The sequence below is a fragment of the Streptomyces sp. NPDC057249 genome (assembly GCF_042669245.1).
In the GTDB taxonomy this organism is placed as follows: domain Bacteria; phylum Actinomycetota; class Actinomycetes; order Streptomycetales; family Streptomycetaceae; genus Streptomyces.
In genome coordinates, this window is record NZ_JBHUXS010000003.1 from 346,779 (window position 1) to 363,443 (window position 16,665).

At 69.5% G+C, this 16,665-nt stretch carries 17 protein-coding genes; 7 read left to right on the forward strand and 10 right to left on the reverse strand.

Translation table 11 applies throughout. The annotated features are described in order from the left end of the window. Position 1 precedes the first annotated feature (1 nt). Positions 2–967, reverse strand: a complete 966-nt coding sequence (locus ACFUJY_RS08085; RefSeq protein ID WP_383296161.1) for a hydrogen peroxide-inducible genes activator — start codon at positions 965–967, stop codon at positions 2–4. Between the two features lie 132 nt (positions 968–1,099). Here ACFUJY_RS08085 and ACFUJY_RS08090 point away from each other — a divergent pair, with 132 nt between their 5' ends. Both ACFUJY_RS08090 and ACFUJY_RS08095 read left to right on the forward strand, forming a co-directional pair. After that, positions 1,100–1,654, forward strand: coding sequence for a peroxiredoxin (locus tag ACFUJY_RS08090; protein WP_037688641.1), 555 nt, complete (start codon positions 1,100–1,102; stop codon positions 1,652–1,654). A gap of 12 nt (positions 1,655–1,666) precedes the next feature. Further along, positions 1,667–2,200 carry an alkyl hydroperoxide reductase gene (locus tag ACFUJY_RS08095; RefSeq protein WP_383296165.1) on the forward strand — a complete coding sequence of 178 codons (534 nt, stop codon included), beginning with the start codon at positions 1,667–1,669 and terminating at the stop codon, positions 2,198–2,200. 74 nt (positions 2,201–2,274) lie between these two features. On the opposite strand, the gene ACFUJY_RS08100 is transcribed toward ACFUJY_RS08095, so the two are convergent. The 4 genes from ACFUJY_RS08100 to ACFUJY_RS08115 form a co-directional block, all read right to left on the reverse strand. Continuing rightward, entirely contained in the window at positions 2,275–3,678 is a 1,404-nt protein-coding gene (locus tag ACFUJY_RS08100; protein WP_383296167.1) for an AI-2E family transporter, read from the reverse strand. A 131-nt stretch (positions 3,679–3,809) separates the two neighbouring features. Beyond that, positions 3,810–4,511, reverse strand: coding sequence for a transglycosylase SLT domain-containing protein (locus ACFUJY_RS08105; protein ID WP_383296170.1), 702 nt, complete (start codon positions 4,509–4,511; stop codon positions 3,810–3,812). 390 nt (positions 4,512–4,901) lie between these two features. Beyond that, positions 4,902–6,224, reverse strand: a complete 1,323-nt coding sequence (locus ACFUJY_RS08110; RefSeq protein ID WP_383296173.1) for a PhoH family protein — start codon at positions 6,222–6,224, stop codon at positions 4,902–4,904. A gap of 184 nt (positions 6,225–6,408) precedes the next feature. Then, complete coding sequence (locus ACFUJY_RS08115; RefSeq protein WP_383296177.1) at positions 6,409–7,170, reverse strand: isoprenyl transferase; 762 nt, start codon at positions 7,168–7,170, stop codon at positions 6,409–6,411. Between the two features lie 199 nt (positions 7,171–7,369). On the opposite strand from ACFUJY_RS08115, the gene mgrA reads away from it, so the two are divergent. Continuing rightward, on the forward strand, positions 7,370–8,410 hold the full coding sequence (gene mgrA, locus ACFUJY_RS08120) for an L-glyceraldehyde 3-phosphate reductase (RefSeq protein WP_383296179.1): 1,041 nt from the start codon (positions 7,370–7,372) through the stop codon (positions 8,408–8,410). 272 nt (positions 8,411–8,682) lie between these two features. On the opposite strand, the gene ACFUJY_RS08125 is transcribed toward mgrA, so the two are convergent. From ACFUJY_RS08125 to ACFUJY_RS08145, 5 genes are all read right to left on the reverse strand, one after another. Then, positions 8,683–9,234, reverse strand: coding sequence for a hypothetical protein (locus tag ACFUJY_RS08125; protein WP_383296181.1), 552 nt, complete (start codon positions 9,232–9,234; stop codon positions 8,683–8,685). A 64-nt stretch (positions 9,235–9,298) separates the two neighbouring features. Next, positions 9,299–9,757, reverse strand: coding sequence for a hypothetical protein (locus tag ACFUJY_RS08130; RefSeq protein ID WP_383296184.1), 459 nt, complete (start codon positions 9,755–9,757; stop codon positions 9,299–9,301). 67 nt (positions 9,758–9,824) lie between these two features. Next, a complete protein-coding gene (locus ACFUJY_RS08135; RefSeq protein WP_383296187.1) occupies positions 9,825–10,625 on the reverse strand; it encodes a class I SAM-dependent methyltransferase in 801 nt (266 codons plus the stop codon). A 40-nt stretch (positions 10,626–10,665) separates the two neighbouring features. Then, a complete protein-coding gene (locus ACFUJY_RS08140; RefSeq protein WP_383296190.1) occupies positions 10,666–11,307 on the reverse strand; it encodes a hypothetical protein in 642 nt (213 codons plus the stop codon). 35 nt (positions 11,308–11,342) lie between these two features. Then, positions 11,343–12,389, reverse strand: coding sequence for a peptidoglycan DD-metalloendopeptidase family protein (locus ACFUJY_RS08145; protein WP_383296501.1), 1,047 nt, complete (start codon positions 12,387–12,389; stop codon positions 11,343–11,345). A gap of 929 nt (positions 12,390–13,318) precedes the next feature. Between ACFUJY_RS08145 and ACFUJY_RS08150 the strand changes: the two genes are divergently transcribed. From ACFUJY_RS08150 to ACFUJY_RS08165, 4 genes are read left to right on the forward strand one after another with little or no spacing between them, the layout of a single operon-like run. Continuing rightward, positions 13,319–13,702: a hypothetical protein gene (locus tag ACFUJY_RS08150; RefSeq protein WP_383296193.1), complete on the forward strand. Its 384-nt coding sequence runs from the start codon at positions 13,319–13,321 to the stop codon at positions 13,700–13,702. Continuing rightward, positions 13,699–14,049, forward strand: a complete 351-nt coding sequence (locus tag ACFUJY_RS08155; protein ID WP_383296196.1) for a hypothetical protein — start codon at positions 13,699–13,701, stop codon at positions 14,047–14,049. The genes ACFUJY_RS08150 and ACFUJY_RS08155 overlap by 4 nt, the downstream gene beginning before the upstream one ends. After that, on the forward strand, positions 14,049–14,816 hold the full coding sequence (locus ACFUJY_RS08160; protein WP_383296199.1) for a hypothetical protein: 768 nt from the start codon (positions 14,049–14,051) through the stop codon (positions 14,814–14,816). Before ACFUJY_RS08155 ends, ACFUJY_RS08160 begins: the two co-directional genes overlap by 1 nt. Beyond that, positions 14,809–16,662, forward strand: a complete 1,854-nt coding sequence (locus tag ACFUJY_RS08165) for a hypothetical protein (protein WP_383296201.1) — start codon at positions 14,809–14,811, stop codon at positions 16,660–16,662. The genes ACFUJY_RS08160 and ACFUJY_RS08165 overlap by 8 nt, the downstream gene beginning before the upstream one ends. Positions 16,663–16,665 lie beyond the last annotated feature (3 nt).

The window sequence follows — 16,665 nt, forward strand, 5'->3', positions numbered from 1 at the left end:
TTCAGTTCCGGCCGCCCTCCGTCACGCGTACCGGCAGCGCCCCCATCGCCTCGCGCAGCGCCCCGGCCAGCTCCTCGAACTCCTCCTGCCGGGCCGCCCCGGTCCGCATCGCCAGCGCCACCCGCCGGGTGGGGGCCGGGTCCGTGAAGTATCCGGTGGTCAGCGCCTCGTTGCGGGCGGTCTCGACGGTGACCGCGGTGCGCGGCAGCAGTGTCACGCCGAGGCCCCCGGCCACCAGCTGGACCAGCGTGGAGAGCCCGGCCGCGGTCGTGGTGACCGGTGCGCCCTCCGTACGGCCGGCCTCGCGGCAGATGTCGAGCGCCTGGTCCCGCAGGCAGTGCCCCTCGTCCAGCAGCAGCAGCGGCAGTTTCCGCAGCGCGTCGCGGGGGATGTCGGCGCGCCCGCCGAGCGGGTGGCCGCGGTCCATGACGAGCACGAAGTCCTCGTCGAAGAGCGGGAGCTCGCTGACCCCGGGCACGCCGAGGGGCACGGCGAGCAGCAGCAGGTCGAGCCGTCCGGCGCCCAGCCCCTCGATCAGCGAGGAGGTCTGCTCCTCGTGCACCTGGAGGTCCAGGGCCGGGTAGCGCTCATGGACCAGCCGCAGCACGGCCGGCAGCAGATACGGGGCGACGGTCGGGATCACGCCGAGCCTGAGCACTCCGGTGAAGGGGGCGCGGACCGCCTCGGCCTCCTCCATCAGCTCGCCGACGGCGTCGAGCACGACGCGCGCCCGCACCGCGAGCCGTTCCCCGGCGGGCGAGAGCAGCACCTTGCGCGTCGTACGCTCGATGAGCTGGACACCCAGTGCCTCCTCCAGTGCGGACACGGCCCCGGAGAGCGCGGGCTGACTCATCCCGATTGCGGCCGCCGCGTCCCGGAAGTGCAGATACTCGGCGACGGCGGCGAAGGCGCGCAGCTGCGAGAGGCTGGGCTGTTTGAGGCGGTTGCCCGGATTGCTCTGCGCCACTGATAGGTACCTCCGATCATCACGACCGAGTGTAGCTATTTCCGCGATCAATGCACTCTGTGCCATGGTGGAGATCGTCCAACCCCCAGGAACTCCCTCAAAAGGGGAGAACCTACGCTGCAAGGAGAGCGCGTGCTCACTGTCGGTGACAAGTTCCCCGAGTTCGACCTGACCGCCTGTGTGTCGCTGGAGAGCGGCAAGGAGTTCGAGCAGATCAACCACAAGACCTACGAGGGTCAGTGGAAGATCGTCTTCGCGTGGCCGAAGGACTTCACCTTCGTGTGCCCCACCGAGATCGCCGCCTTCGGGAAGCTGAACGACGAGTTCGCCGACCGCGACGCCCAGATCCTCGGCTTCTCCGGCGACTCCGAGTTCGTGCACCACGCCTGGCGCAAGGACCACCCGGACCTGACCGACCTGCCCTTCCCGATGATGGCCGACTCGAAGCACGAGCTCATGCGTGACCTCGGCATCGAGGGCGAGGACGGCTTCGCGCAGCGCGCCGTCTTCATCGTGGACCAGAACAACGAGATCCAGTTCACGATGGTGACCGCCGGTTCCGTGGGCCGTAACCCCAAGGAGGTCCTGCGGGTCCTCGACGCCCTGCAGACCGACGAGCTGTGCCCCTGCAACTGGACCAAGGGCGAGAACACCCTGGACCCGGTCGCGCTCCTCTCGGGCGAGTGAGCTGATACCACCATGGCTCTCGACGAACTGAAGTCCGCCATACCGGACTTCGCCAAGGACCTGAAGCTGAACCTCGGTTCGGTCATCGGCAACAGCGAGCTCCCGCAGCAGCAGCTCTGGGGCACCGTCCTGGCCTGCGCGATCGCCTCGCGCTCGCCGAAGGTGCTGCGCGAGCTGGAGCCGGAGGCGAAGGCCAACCTCTCCGCGGAGGCGTACACCGCCGCGAAGTCGGCCGCCGCCATCATGGCGATGAACAACGTCTTCTACCGCACCCGCCACCTGCTCTCGGACCCCGAGTACGGGAACCTGCGCGCGGGTCTGCGGATGAACGTCATCGGCAAGCCGGGCGTGGAGAAGGTCGACTTCGAGCTGTGGTCGCTCGCCGTCTCCGCGATCAACGGCTGCGGCCAGTGCCTCGACTCGCACGAGCAGGTGCTCCGCAGGGCCGGCGTGGACCGCGAGACCATCCAGGAAGCCGTCAAGATCGCCTCGGTGATCCAGGCGGTGGGTGTGACCCTCGACGCCGAGGCCGTGCTCGCCGAGTAGGCGCCGTACCCTGAATACGAGAAGGGCCCCGAGGACGACCGACCGTCCGAGGGGCCCTTCTTCTCGCGTACGCGCTACGAGGCGTCCGGCGGCGGCTCGTCCCCGCCCTTGTCCGCCTTCTCCGGCGGGCCCCCGGAGGCCGCGGCGGGCGCCGCGTCCAGCGCGGTCGACCCGTGCGGGGGCGGCGAATGGCGGCGCGACTCCTCCTGCCCGTACGACCGCAGGTAGCCGACCACCGTGTTGGTCACCGCGACCAGCGGCACCGCCACCACCGCGCCGCCGATCCCGGCGATCATGCCGCCGGCCGCGACCGAGAGCACCACGGCCAGCGGGTGCACCCGCACCGCCCGGCCCAGGATGAACGGCTGGAGGACGTGGCCCTCGATCTGCTGCACGGCGAGGACGACGGCCAGCACCATCAGCGCGGTGAACACGCCCTCCGTGACCAGGGCGACGACCACCGCCAGCGCCCCGGAGACCACCGCGCCGACGAGCGGGATGAAGGCGAACAGGAAGATGAAGACGGCCAGCGGCACCGCCATCGGCACATTGAGGAAGTAGATCCCGAGCCCGATGAAGATCGCGTCGATCAGGGCCACGATGACCGTGCCGCGCACATAGGCGGTCAGCGTCCGCCAGGCGCGCGGACCGGCCCCGGCGACCCCGGGCCTCGCCTGCGCCGGTACCAGCTTGAGCACCCACTGCCAGATGCGCGCGCCGTCGTAGAGCAGGAAGAGCGTCGAGAACATCGCGAGCAGCGCGCCGGTCATGAACTCGACGACCACGGTCACGCCTTGCAGGCCCGCGGAGGTGATCGCCTCGGTGTTGGTGCCGACGGTGTCGCTGAGGTTCTTGGCGATGTCGTTGATCTGTTTGTCGGTCACATGGAACGGGCTGGCCAGGAGCCAGTTCTTGAGGTCGTCGATCCCCTTCGTCACCTTGTCGGACAGGGTGTCGATGTTGTCCATGACCTGCCACACCACGAACCAGCCGACCAGGCCCATGATGACGAAGCCGGAGATCGCGGTGACGGCCGTCGCCAGGCCCCTCGGAAGCCCGTGGCGCCGCAGCCGGGCCACGGTCGGCTGGAGCAGCGCGGTGACGAGCAGCGCGGCGACGAAGGCCAGCACGACCAGCTGCACGGCGCTGATGACCCGCATCAGCACCCACAGGGTCCCCGCCAGCACCAGCAGCCGCCAGCCCGCCTCGGCCGCGACCCGCATCCCCCACGGGATCGCCGCGACCGGATCGGGCCGCGCGGCCACGGTGGGGGCGTAGGTGGGCGGGGCGGGCACCTGGTCGACGTGGGCCGCCTCGTCCTTCCCGGCCCCCGCAACGGCCCGCGCCGACGCGTCCGTGTCCGTGTCCGCGAGAAGGGGGTCGTCGGCGTCCGACTCGGCCCGCCGCTCATCGAGACGCTCGCTCAGCCTGCTCAGCTCAGCACCCAGTTGTCCGAGCCACCCCGGCAGTTTCGACATAGCTGTTCCTCTACCCCCGTCCGCTCTCCCCACCGCTCCCCCGGGAGCGTTCCGCACGACCGTACACGCGTGAAGCCCCCCACCGAAGGACGGCGGGGGGCTTCACGGGGTTGAGCTTGTGAACCCTGGTTCTAGTACCAGTGGTTGGCCTGCCAGAAGGACCAGGCACCGCAGGGGCTGTCGTAACGGCCGTTCATGTAGCTGAGGCCCCACTTGATCTGGGTGGCCGGGTTGGTCATCCAGTCGGCGCCGGCCGAGGCCATCTTGGAGCCGGGGAGGGCCTGCACGAGACCGTAGGCGCCCGAGCCCGGGTTGCTCGCCCGGTAGTTCCAGCTCGACTCGTGGTTCACGATGTTGCTGAAGCACTGGAACTGGTCGGCGGGCACGATCTGCCGCGCCATCGCCTGCACCTCGGCCACGGTGTACGAGCTCTGCACGGCGAACGAGGTGGAGCGGACCTCGGAGCGGCTTGCGCGCTCCTTGCGGTCCTTCTCCGCCTGACGCTGGCGCTCCAGCCGGTCCTCGGCGGCCTGCTTCTTGGACTTCGCGTCCTTGGCGGCCTGCACGCGGGCGGTCTCTTCCGCGGACTTCTTCGCGGCGGCGTCGGCGGCGGACGCCTGGGCGTCGGCCTGCTGCGTCAGCGAAGCGGTCTGGACCTGGGCCTGCTGGCCCGCGGGAATGTCTGCGAGCAGCGTGGTGTCGGCTGCGGTCGCCTCGAAGTTGTTGTCGTCGGCAGCAGGGGTGCTGCCCGATGCAACGCCTACGACGGCGCCTACGGTGGTGACCGCGGTGGCGGATGCCACGGCGAACCCCCGGACCGAAATCCGGCTCACACGGTGTCCTTCCAGCATCGCCCGCTTAGGTGACCTCGCGGGCGCAATCGTGCCCCTGGCACTGGCCTCCCTACTGCTTGGGTCACGGGAAGGCACGGGCCCGGTGGGCGACTCCCCGGAAGGAGCGCCGCGTGGTGCTCGCGGGCGGCATACGGACGGCGGTTGTTGAGTTGTGTGGTGCGTGGCGCCTCTGGAGGTGCCGGTGTGCCGTATGCGGGGCCTGACGGAAGCAAGACTCTGCCGGAACCGGACCGGGGGAAGCAATTCTCCGTTGCGTGGGAAAGGTCACACCCCGTTTGGCGGACCTGAATCACGGAAAAGGCACCGCAACACGCCGCCGCCCGGCTAGGCTGCTTGGCCCGCCGGGCGGCGTCAACGTCCCAACCCGTATCAGATCTGACCTTCCTCCAGCATTTCGGTCACCAGCGCGGCGATGCGGGAACGCTCCGAGCGCGTGAGCGTGACATGGGCGAAGAGCGGGTGCCCCTTCAGCTTCTCGACCACGGCGACCACACCGTCGTACCGGCCGACCCTGAGGTTGTCCCGCTGGGCCACGTCATGCGTGAGCACGACCCGGGAATTCGTGCCGATCCTGGACAACACGGTCAGCAGGACGTTCCGTTCGAGCGACTGGGCCTCGTCGACGATCACGAAGGCGTCGTGGAGGGAGCGGCCCCGGATGTGGGTGAGCGGCAGGATCTCCAGCATGCCGCGCCCCAGCACCTCCTCGATCACCTCGCGCCCGGAGACGGCCGAGAGGGTGTCGAAGACGGCCTGCGCCCAGGGGCTCATCTTCTCGGCCTCGCTGCCGGGGAGATAGCCGAGCTCCTGCCCGCCCACCGCGTACAGCGGGCGGAAGACCATCACCTTCTTGTGCTGCCCGCGCTCCAGCACCGCTTCGAGCCCCGCGCAGAGCGCCAGCGCCGACTTACCGGTGCCGGCCCGGCCGCCCAGCGAGACGATGCCCACCTCCTGGTCGAGCAGCAGGTCCAGGGCGATGCGCTGCTCGGCGCTGCGGCCGTGGATGCCGAACGCCTCCCGGTCGCCGCGGACGAGCCGCACCGTGCCCTCGGGCGTGACCCGGCCGAGCGCCTTGCCGCGTTCGGACTGGAGGACCAGGCCGGTGTGCACGGGCAGTTCGGCGGCCTCGGGGACGTACAGCGTCTCCTCGGCGAAGAGCAGGTCCACCTGGTCGGCGGCGAGGGTCAGTTCGGACATGCCCGTCCAGCCGGAGTCCGTGATCGCTAGCTCCGCGCGGTACTCCTCGGCGAGGAGCCCGACCGATGACGCCTTGATGCGCAGCGGGAGGTCCTTGGAGACCACCGTGACGTCGTACCCCTCTGCCTGGAGGTTGCGCGCGACCGCGAGGATGCGTGAGTCGTTGTCCCCCAACCGGTAGCCGGCGGGCAGCACGCCGGGATCGGAGTGGTTGAGCTCGACGCGGAGCGTCCCGCCGAGGTCCCCGAGGGGGATCGGCGCGTCCAGCCGGCCGTAGCGGACCCGGAAGTCGTCCAGCAGGCGCAGGGCCTGGCGGGCGAAGTAGCCGAGCTCCGGATGGTGCCGTTTGGCCTCCAGTTCCGTGACCACGACGACCGGGAGCACGACTTCGTGCTCGTCGAAGCGGGCCATGGCGTTCGGATCGGCCAGCAGGACGCTGGTGTCGAGAACGTAGGTGCGCCTGTCGGGCAGGCGGCGCTTTGTGCTGGTCACCACGGAAGGACGTACCCCCTCGGAAGAGGTCGGGGTGCGACGGCGGGCGTCGCGTGGCATCCCACTTGTCATCGGCGCCCACCTGGCTGGTGACCGGGCGCCGGCCTGTCAGGGATATGCCCTCATACCCGGCCGGCCATGCCGACCGGATCTCTTCCGGGGGGCGGCGGGGCGGACCCCGCCCGCCTCAGCCTCCGTAGCGGCGGTGGCGGGCGGCGTAGTCGCGCAGCGCCCGCAGGAAGTCGACCCGGCGGAAGGCCGGCCAGAAGACCTCGCAGAAGTAGTACTCGGAGTGCGCGCTCTGCCAGAGCATGAACCCGGAGAGACGCTGCTCGCCGCTGGTGCGGATGACGAGGTCGGGGTCGGGCTGGCCGCGCGTGTAGAGGTGTTCGGAGATGAGGTCGGTGGAGACGATCTCGGCCAGGTCCTCGAAGGAGGTGCCCTTGGCGGAGTGTTCCAGGAGCAGGGAGCGCACGGCGTCGGCGATCTCCTGCCGCCCGCCGTAGCCCACGGCGACGTTGACGAGTATGCCGTCGACCCCGATCGTGGCCTGCTCGGCCTCCTTGAGGACGGTCTGGGTGTGGGCGGGCAGCAGGTCGAGCGTGCCGACGTGGTGGACCCGCCAGCGGCCGTCCGCGGCCAGGCCGCGCACCGTGTTCTCGATGATGCCGAGCAGGGGCGTCAGCTCGGACTCGGGCCGGTCGAAGTTGTCGGTGGACAGCATCCACAGCGTGACGACCTCGACGTCGGTCTCGCTGCACCAGCCCAGGAGTTCCTTGATCTTCTCGGCCCCGGCCTGGTGGCCCTCGGCGGCCGTGCCGCCGGACGCCTTGGCCCAGCGCCGGTTGCCGTCGAGGATGACGCCGATGTGCTTGGGCACCTGGGAGTGGTCGAGGCGGGCCTCCACCCGGCGCGCGTAGAGCCCGTACACCAGGTCGCGCAAGTTCACTGAGTCCACCTCTCGGTTCCGTGCGGGCCCGCCGGCCCCGCGTCAGGGGTCCGGGGTCGTCCCCTGGGGATCGGATCGCCGCACTGGAAGGGGGCGGATCGCCCCGCCGTGTCATGGCAGTCCCGTCAGGCCACATTACTGCGCGGGCCCCGCACCCACCCAACCCGGCCTGTCACAAGTCCGTGATAAGGAGAGAAACGTGACTGATTCCTCCTCTCCCTACCAGGCCGCCGCGACCCGCTACGACTCCATGGAGTACCGGCGCAGCGGACGCAGCGGTCTCAAGCTGCCGGCCGTCTCGCTCGGCCTCTGGCACAACTTCGGCGACGACCGGGCGCTCGGCTCCCAGCGGGCCATCCTCCGCCGCGCCTTCGACCTCGGTGTGACCCATTTCGACCTGGCCAACAACTACGGCCCGCCGGCCGGATCGGCCGAGCTGAACTTCGGCAAACTCCTCCGCCAGGACTTCGCCCCGTACCGGGACGAACTGCTGATCTCGACCAAGGCGGGGTACGAGATGCACCCCGGGCCGTACGGGGAGTGGGGGTCGCGCAAGTACCTGCTGTCGTCGCTGGACGCCTCGCTGAAGCGGATGGGCCTGGACTACGTCGACATCTTCTACTCGCACCGCTTCGACCCGCGGACCCCGCTGGAGGAGACGATGGGGGCGCTGGCCTCCGCCGTGCAGCAGGGCAAGGCGCTGTACGTGGGGGTGTCCTCGTACAACTCGGCGCAGACCGCCGAGGCGGCGCGGCTGCTGCGCGAGATGGGCGTGCCGGCCCTGATCCACCAGCCGTCCTACTCGATGATCAACCGCTGGACCGAGGAGGACGGGCTCCTCGACACGCTGGAGGCGGCCGGGATGGGCTGCATCTCCTTCGTACCGCTGGCCCAGGGGCTGCTGACCGGGAAGTACCTGAACGGCATCCCGGCGGGTTCGCGCGCCACGCAGGGCAAGTCGCTCGACCCGGACCTGCTGTCGCAGGAGGTGGTGCGCCGGCTGAACGGGCTGAACGACATCGCGCGCCGCCGGGGCCAGTCGCTCGCCCAGCTGGCCCTGAAGTGGGTGCTGCGCGACAGCCGGATGACGTCCGCCCTGATCGGCGCGTCGAGCGTGGGTCAGCTGGAGGAGAACGTCGCGGCACTGGCGGGCCCGGAGCTGTCGGCCGAGGAGCTGAAGGAGATCGACGTCTTCGCCGTCGACACCCAGGGCACCAACATCTGGGCCGCGCGGGGCTGAGCGCCCGCGGGTGCCCGGCGCCGGGCACAAAAAACGGGCCGGTCCGTGGGGGGGGGTTACGGACCGGCCCGAGGGGGGGTTTCCACCATAACCCTTCGTAAGTGATGCTGGGTGCCGCGACGCGAAATAATTACTCTCCGAGAGTGAGAGGCTTCGCTCCGGTCATCGGCCGGCCCTCGCCGTACGCCTCTGACCTGCGGGGACACCGCCCACCCCGGGACGGGCACCGGAAACACGCCCGAGACGTCCACAGGATGTCCACATTCCGCTCGTCAGTGGCCGCCCCGGGGCTTCACACAGCCGGTTCCCTCCATGTAGCGACCGTGCGCCTCCGCGTTGACGAGACCGTTGACCACACCGTCCAGCGAGCCGTGCACGCAGAGGGCCCCGAGGGACACGGTGAAGGAGGTGCGGTGCGTCCCGAAAGAGCTCGTGGTGACCGATCCGTCCGGGTATCCGAGGGCGTGCAGGGCCTGGAAGACCGTGTCCTCGGTGGATGTGCGCCCCTCCGCGAGCGCGGCGAGCCCCCGCTTCACCCGCTTCACCTCCGCCTCGCCCCGGACGCGGTCCGCGTCGGACAGGTCGGCGGTGGCCTGGAAGGCGTGGTTCTCGGCGTAGTGCGGGTTGGCGTCGCCGCCCTGCGCGGGCCCCGGGCCGGCGCCCGGCTCGGTGCCCGGCCCCGCGGGGACGGAGACGGCGGAGGCCGGGGGCGGCGCCGCGTCGCCGGGGGTGGCCAGAATGTGGCCGCAGCCGGCGAGGGCGGAGGCGGTGAGGAGCACTGCGGCACCGGCGCGGAGCGGGGCCGTACGTATCGCGGAGGTCATGGCTACGAGTGTGGAACGGGAACCCGGGGTGGAGCGGCGGGAGTTGACCTCCGACGCCGTTACGTTACGTCGGGGCCGCGGCGCCCCGGTGGCCCCGGGTGAAGCGCACGCCCACGGTGTCCCCGCCGACGACCACGAAGCGACCGCCCTCGCAGCGGATCACGGCCTCGTGGACCTCGCCCCGTTCGTCCCGGCGCTCGTCCGTGCTGAGCACCGTCCAGCCGCCCTCCGGCGCCTCCGGCAGACCGGCCAGCGCGGCGAACTCCCACTGGGCGGCGGGCACACACCAGTCGGGCAGCCGCGGCCAGGTGCCGGCGCCCACGTGCAGGGTGCCGTCGGAGGCGCAGGTCAGGCGCACCGACTGGCCGTCGTCCAGCACGAACGAGACGGCCTCCGGCTCGCCCATCCGGCCCTCGGGGCGGTAGAAGATCCCGAGCACGCCGACGATCCTGGCCCCCTTGAGCCACTCGGCGCCGCCCCGGCGCGGGCCGTGCGCGGCGTCCCCGTCGGTGCCGAGGTCCATGGCCTGCTCCTTCCACGAGCGCTCGCGACCAGAGTGCCATCCTTCGGGCCGTATGGGGGCGTTGCCCTCACGCGGGCTTGCGGGCCTCGATCAGGAAACGGGTGGTGTGGGCGACGAACGGGCCCTCGGTCTCCAGCCGGTGGTGCAGCGCGGCGAGTTGGGGCCGGTACCGCTCGACGGTGAAGCCGGGCACCATCCAGATCACCTTGCGCAGGAAGTAGACGACGGCCCCGATGTCGAAGAACTCGGTGCGCAGCCGCTCCGCCCGCAGGTCCACGACGTCCAGCCCGGCCGCCTCGGCGTCGGCCCGCGCCCGCTCCGGGTCACGCGCGGCGCGCGTCTCCGGGGGCTGCGGCCCGAGGAAGTACTCGACCAGCTCGAACACGCTCGCGGGGCCCACCTGTTGCGAGAAGTACGTACCACCGGGCGCCAGCACCCGGGCGATCTCCCCCCACCACGTGGTCACCGGATGCCGGCTGACCACCAGGTCGAAGGCCCCGTCCCCGAACGGCAGCGGCGGCTCGTCCGCGTCCGCGACGACGGCCACCCCGCGCGGGTGCAGCAGTGCGGTCGCCCGCGCGATGTTCGGCGGCCAGGACTCGGTGGCGACGGCGAGCGGCGGCAACTCCGGCACGGCCGCCAGCACCTCGCCCCCGCCCGTCTGGACGTCGAGCGCGGCCCGGGCCCGCCCCATCCGCTCCCCCATGGCCCGCGCATACCCCCAGGAGGGCCGCTCCTCGGTGGCCCGCCCGTCCAGCCAGGAGAAGTCCCACCCGTCGACGGAGACACGGTCCGCCTCCGCGACGAGGACGTCGAACCGGTCGGCTTCACGGGAGGCGGGCGGGGTGGCGTCGGATTCAGCGGGCATGGGCTCATCGTCCCAGCCGGAGCGGGGGACGGCGACCGCATTACGGACGGGCACCGCGAGTGCCCAGGCGTGCCCGAACAGCGGCGTACAGGCCACTGTCCTCACCCAGGATGGGGCCGAGCATCGCCAAGAGTTCCTGGCCGGTCGCGGCACTCTCCTGGGTTTCGTGGGGGCTGTTCAGCCAGAAGTGGGCGGCACGCAGTACCGAGCCGTGGGTGAGCCTGTGGTCTCTCCCCCAGAGCTGAGCCCGGAGGCCGGCTGTGTGCAGGCACCAGCGGACGGCCACGCTCGCCTGACCCTGCTGGTAGGCCAGTTGTCCCCGCAGTTCACGGAGGTTGATGGTGTTGAGGTGCCGTTCTCCGTACCGCTGCGTGAACTCCTGGTCGAGTCGACCGGCGGCGGTCGCCGCGTCGGCGAGCGTGGCAGCTTCCTGAGGCGTTTCGAGCGCGGCGATGATGGCGTCGATCCGGTCTTTGTACTCGGCGGGCGGTCCACTCGGCACGTCGCCGTCGGCAGCGGTCTCAGAGGCCCCAGCGACCGCTTCCAGCCGCGCCGTGCTGTCACGCGACCACTGCGCATCCGCCGACGGTGCGGAGACGGCTCGCTCGCGCCGGGCCCCGGTCTCCCAGAAGTCGGGCGTGACCTCGCCCCATGGTGCGTATTGCTCGTGCTGCTCTTGCATGCGGCGTCCTTGATGATGGTGCGGGTGTTCGTCGGTCAAATGCCGATGCCCTTCTTCCGCATATACGGCAGGGGGGCTATGTCGGTGCCGTACTCCGGGCCGGTGCGGATCTCCAGGTGCAGGTGGGGGCCGGAGACGTTGCCGGTGGCGCCCGAAAGGCCGAGGACGGTCCCGCCCTGGACTGTGGCGCCGACAGACGTTTTGATCTTGCTCATGTGTGCGTACTGGCTGTACATCCCGTCGGCATGCCGGATGACGACCTGGTTTCCGTACGGCCCGCCCGGCCCCGCTGCCACGACCTTTCCGGGACCGATCGCGTGGACGGCAGCGCCGGTGGATGCCACGAAGTCGATGCCGGTGTGGTAGCCGCTCGACCACATACCGCCCGCCTGGTGGTACGGCGTGCCCAGCGGCGCCTTGACCGGCAGCCCCCAGCCACCGGAGGTTTCAAGGCCTCCGGAGACGTCCGGTGCGGTCAGACGGGACACGTTGGCCATGATGGTCTGCACGTAGTCGTACGTCTGCCCGTCGGCGAATTCACGTGGCGGCACTCCGCGGTACTGCTCGACGCGTCCCCACCCCGCGTTGTATCCGGCCAAAGCAAGTTCGACCGGTGATCCCCTGTACCCCGGATGTTTCTTCGCCGTCTTGAGCAGCTTGCACATCATCCGCCCCTGGGACGGAATCGCGTCTTCCGGGTCCCAGACGTCCTTCTTGCCGTCACCGTTGCCGTCGATTCCCGACGATGCCCATGTGCCGTCGATGAACTGGGCGATGCCTTTGGCGAGGGGCCGTCTGACTCTCTTCCCGGTCTTCGGGTCCTTCTTGTACTCCCAGGACTGGGCGTCGGGATTGAAGCCTGACTCCTGAGCGATCTGGGCCGCCAGCACGGCCGCCGACAGACCCGCGTCGCAGTCCGCAGCCGCGTCCTCGATCAGACCCGCGTACTTGACGGGTACAAAGCCCTTCCCGACACGCAGCGAGCCTGCGGTGAGCTCAATGCCCCCGCCTGCCCCCTCATCCTCGTCCGACATCGCCACGAGCATGATGACGCCGAAACCCAGCGCCAGTGGACTGACCATCACGGCCGCCACCAGCGCCGCAACCCCCCCTTTGGCTTTCAAGCCGCCCCCTGCCGTAGTTCCGTCACCCCACCGCCACGGACCCCGACTCCGCGACCGGCCGCCTGCAGGGCCGGTCACCCGTGGTGGCACGGCAGCCACACTGCCATACGGCGTTTGCTCCCCCAAAGCATGCGCCGCAACTCGCACGCTCGTCACCCCTGCGAGGCGCAACAGATGCCGCAAACCATCGTTAAAGACAACGAAAGTCTGCAACTTAGCGATTCAACAGAGGACTTGACTAGCATTCCGTACCGAGAGCATCACCGCTGGGTCACCCGTCCGGCATAGACTTCCGGACGTTCACAACGGGGTGATCTCTGATGTGGTTACAGTTGCAATACGGGGGAGCGTTGAACAAGAAGACGCAACTGGGTGTGCCACTGTCCGCCCAGAACCGCTTATTCGTCCCGGTTCTGGGTGCCAGTGGGGGGTGCGGCCGCTCCACCACCGCGGGACTTCTGGCCTGCTTCCTGGCGGCGGTCGGGTCCAGCGTGGTGCTCGATACCGCGCCACGGCTGACGTCGCCGTGGCCCTCCTGGCCGACGGAGCACGGGGCCGGACTCGCCTCCGTGCCCCCAGGCCGGCCGTTGACCCGGGACCAGACGCATGCAGCCGCCTCCCGTTCAGACGGTCCGGCCGGCAGGTGGAGTGTGCTCACCGATCACCAGGATTGGAGCCACGGACCTCTGGACCTGCCCACCGACCCGGCTGCCTGGTACCAGTTGGCAGCCACAGGGGCCTGGCAGGCCGTGGTCGCCGACACCTGCCATCCGGTGGCACACGACATCGTCGCCGCTCGCACGCAAGGACAGCGCGGACTGACGGCTGCCTGGTGCGCCCTCCCCTTCGCCGTCCCGGTGCTATGCGCCCCAACGTCCGGAACAGGCGTGGCGGCACTCCAAACCGCCGTCAAGGCCCTTACGGCTGAAGGGCTGCCGCTCCAGCGCATGGTCGTGGTTCTCACCTCCACCGGCGAGGGGCGAACGCCGCCTGTCGTGAAGGCCGCAGCCACGATGCTCCAGTCCCAGGTCTCGGCAGTCGTCCAGATGCCGTTCGACCCGCACATCCGCGTCCACGGCCTCGCCGACGCGGACCGCCTCGCACGCCAGACCGTGGCGACCGGGTCCGCTCTGGTGGCGGCGGTCCTGGCATCCGCTAAGCGCTCATGGGGCGACCCGCTCCCCCCAGCTCCCGTGCCGGCGGCACTGCCCGGCACGGTCGCCAGCCTTCGTCCCGCTCGACCCTCCCATCAAGAAGGGGTTCTCACGTGAGCCAGTTGCTCCACACCATGCACGATGTCATCACGCTCGCCGACGGGAAGGCGCCGGCATCCACGGCACCGGTCATCCCTGGCTTCTCTCCGTCCCTGCCCGGCTCCCTCCAGAATCCGACGGGCAAGATTCTGGGCTGGACCGCGGGTATCGGGCTCTCCCTGGCGGTGCTGGGTGGACTGACCGGCTGGGCGTGCGTCGCCATCGGCCACAACACGGAGCGGGCCCAGCTCGCTTCGCGCGGCAAGTCGGCGATCCTGTGGTCGGTCATCGCTGCTATCGGCATCGGTGTGACCTCCGGGCTGGTCTGGGGCTTCTACACCATGACGCAGGGCCCTTCGTCGTGATGGCCGCCTCCTACGAGGGCAGGGCCCGACGGGCACGGCTGCGTCTGGCCGTACTCGGTGTCGCCGTCGTAGCCGCCCTGGCGGCGGGCGGAGCGGTTGCCGTCACCATGCTCGATGATGACGGCGGCCCGTCACGTACGGATTCGAAGACGGCACCGAGCCCGTCCATTAGCGCCTCGCCCACGCCATCGGCCTCGACTCAGTGGCGCACCCCCGCCACGGCTCCCCGTATCTCGCTGGTCAGACCGAAGTCCCACGAGAACGGGATCGGGACCGGATTCCCTCACAACGGTCTGGGGGTGGTGTCGGCGGCCGTGTCCTACTGGGAAGACCTCGATCTGCTCGACGATGCGATTGCCCGTCAGCAGTGGACCCAGATCGCCGCTTCCCCGGCCACCGTCGACGAGGGGGTGAGCGAGGTCCGCAAACTCCGGGAAGGGGTGGGCCTGCCCCCGTCTGGCGGTACACCTGACGGCCTCTCCTTCAGTACCAACGTCAACGCCCTCCTCGTGCGCTCACTAGACCGCACCGGGGACCCGGTCGTCGTGTGGATGTCCTACGACCGGTTCGCCACGTCCAATGGGAAGGGAGCCGACGACAACCCGCTTCGGAACGAGACCACCAATCTGATCCTCACGTGGCAGGACGGCGGCTGGAAGGTGACCACCGACCCGAAGTACACGGCCAAGGTCAAGGGCCCGTCCGCATACGACCCCGACAGCAAGTACGCGTGGGCGGAGGGGTGGCGGCAGGTGACCGATGGCTAGAACCGTCGCACGCCTCGGCGCGCTGATCTCCGTCATTCTCATCCTGATGACCGCCGGAACGTCGATGGCCCTGGCCGGCGCCAAACCGCGGGACCCCTATCCGCCCAAGTTCAGCGACCTCGCAGTTGTCGGTATCGATACGCAGACCGGCGAGTACTGCGACTTCTTCAAGGTGGACAACGAAAAGTTCTGCCGTAGCCCCGTCGACTGCGACGACTTCCCCATGGGGTACCCCTGCCGAGGTGAGGACTCGTACGACAAGGACGAGCACCGCCGGTTCGAGCTCAATGAGCTGAAGCGGTGGGAGAAGGAAACCTCTACGAGCACACCCAACTACGCGAAAATTCATGCGTACCTAATTAAGTGCGTGAAGACCGACAGAAAGCCTTTCTCTGAATGTAAGGCCGATGCCGCGTACAAGTACCCACCTCCTGCCAAGACCCCCGTGGACTGGGTGGCTGGCAAGGTCAGCGAAATGGCGGCCAACGCGCTTGAGGAGGCTGCTGCGGCACTTGGTCACTCGGTGGTGTGGTTGTTGAAGCAATTCGCCGATGCGTTCAACTCGATCTCCACGATCGACCTGTACGAGACGGGCATCGGCCCTGTGCTGAGCATCAGTACTGGACTGTCGCTGGTGGTAGCAGCGTTCCTACTGCTGGTCCAGTTCGGTAAGCTCGCGGTCTCCCAACAGGGCGGGCCGCTCGTCACGGCGGGTGTCGGTCTCGCCAAATGGGGTGTCATCCTAGGCGTGTACTTCATGGCCACGCAGACAGCCCTCAAGTGGTCGGATACCTTGAGCACCGCGTTGATCAACTTCTCCTTCAACGGTGGCGGCACCGGCGGGACCGATGCTTCGAAGGCCATGGAGCAGCAGCTCGGCACGCTGTTCGCGAGCCTTGTCGGTGGGGGTGGAGCGGGTGCGGGCGCCGCGCTGATCGCGGGCTCCACAATTTCATCGGAAGCCGCCATTGGTTTCGTGATCGTCATTTCGATCCTGTGCATCTTGGCCATCGCCGCGTTGTGGATCGAGATGCTCGTACGGCAGGCCGGGATCATGATCCTGGTGGTGATGATGCCGCTGGCTCTGGCCGGTCAGATGTCGGATGCGACCAAGGACTGGTGGCCGAAGGCGCGCAACGCTCTGATCGCTCTGATCCTGATGAAGCCCACGATCGTCATCGTCTTCAGCATCGGTTTCTCCGCGATGTCGGGTGCGAAGGGCGTCCAGAACGTGATCGTCGGCCTGATCATTTTCGTTGTGGCGGCCACGAGCTGGCCGGTGCTGGCGAAGTTCATCGTCATCAGCCCCAACGGCGACGGGAATTCCGCGGCCTCCGGGATGATCAGCAGCATCGGCAGCTCCGTCGGCGGCATGTTCGGCGGAAACCAGCCCGCCATGAGCGGGGCGGGCACCTCGGGCGGCGGCGCCGCATACACCAAGGCACTGGAGGGCGAGAACTCCAGTACCGCCGACGGTGACGGCGGCGGGGGCCGCGGTTTCTGGTCGAAGGCCATGACCGGCGCCAAGAGCAGCGTGGGCAAGGCCAGCGGGGTGATCGGCGTCGGCCTCCAGCTCGCAGCCGTAGGGAAGGACATGGCCGAGAGCTCGCTCCAGAACGCGGCGGCTCACGCCGGCCTCGGCCATGCCGCTCAGGGAGGCCGACACACGGTCATCCCGCCCCGCAGCGGCACAGAGGGGCCCGGCGCTTCCGAGCCCGTTCCGTCGCCTGCCTCCCAGGAGGCCGCGCCGCCCGCGACCCGCGAGACGGAACCGCCCCCGGCCCATAGGCAGGAATCGCCGCCGGGGCCGACGCCTTCCCCACTGCCGTCCACCGAAGGGAGCTGACCG

Bases quoted from the DNA above. Each gene is read 5' to 3' on its own strand.
- ACFUJY_RS08095 (WP_383296165.1), top strand. From the start codon at position 1,667: ATGGCTCTCGACGAACTGAAGTCCGCCATACCGGACTTCGCCAAGGAC.
- ACFUJY_RS08100 (WP_383296167.1), bottom strand. From the start codon at position 3,678: ATGTCGAAACTGCCGGGGTGGCTCGGACAACTGGGTGCTGAGCTGAGC.
- ACFUJY_RS08125 (WP_383296181.1), bottom strand. From the start codon at position 9,234: ATGACCTCCGCGATACGTACGGCCCCGCTCCGCGCCGGTGCCGCAGTG.
- ACFUJY_RS08130 (WP_383296184.1), bottom strand. From the start codon at position 9,757: ATGGACCTCGGCACCGACGGGGACGCCGCGCACGGCCCGCGCCGGGGC.
- ACFUJY_RS08135 (WP_383296187.1), bottom strand. From the start codon at position 10,625: ATGCCCGCTGAATCCGACGCCACCCCGCCCGCCTCCCGTGAAGCCGAC.
- ACFUJY_RS08140 (WP_383296190.1), bottom strand. From the start codon at position 11,307: ATGCAAGAGCAGCACGAGCAATACGCACCATGGGGCGAGGTCACGCCC.
- ACFUJY_RS08145 (WP_383296501.1), bottom strand. From the start codon at position 12,389: ATGGTCAGTCCACTGGCGCTGGGTTTCGGCGTCATCATGCTCGTGGCG.
- ACFUJY_RS08160 (WP_383296199.1), top strand. From the start codon at position 14,049: ATGGCCGCCTCCTACGAGGGCAGGGCCCGACGGGCACGGCTGCGTCTG.
- ACFUJY_RS08165 (WP_383296201.1), top strand. From the start codon at position 14,809: ATGGCTAGAACCGTCGCACGCCTCGGCGCGCTGATCTCCGTCATTCTC.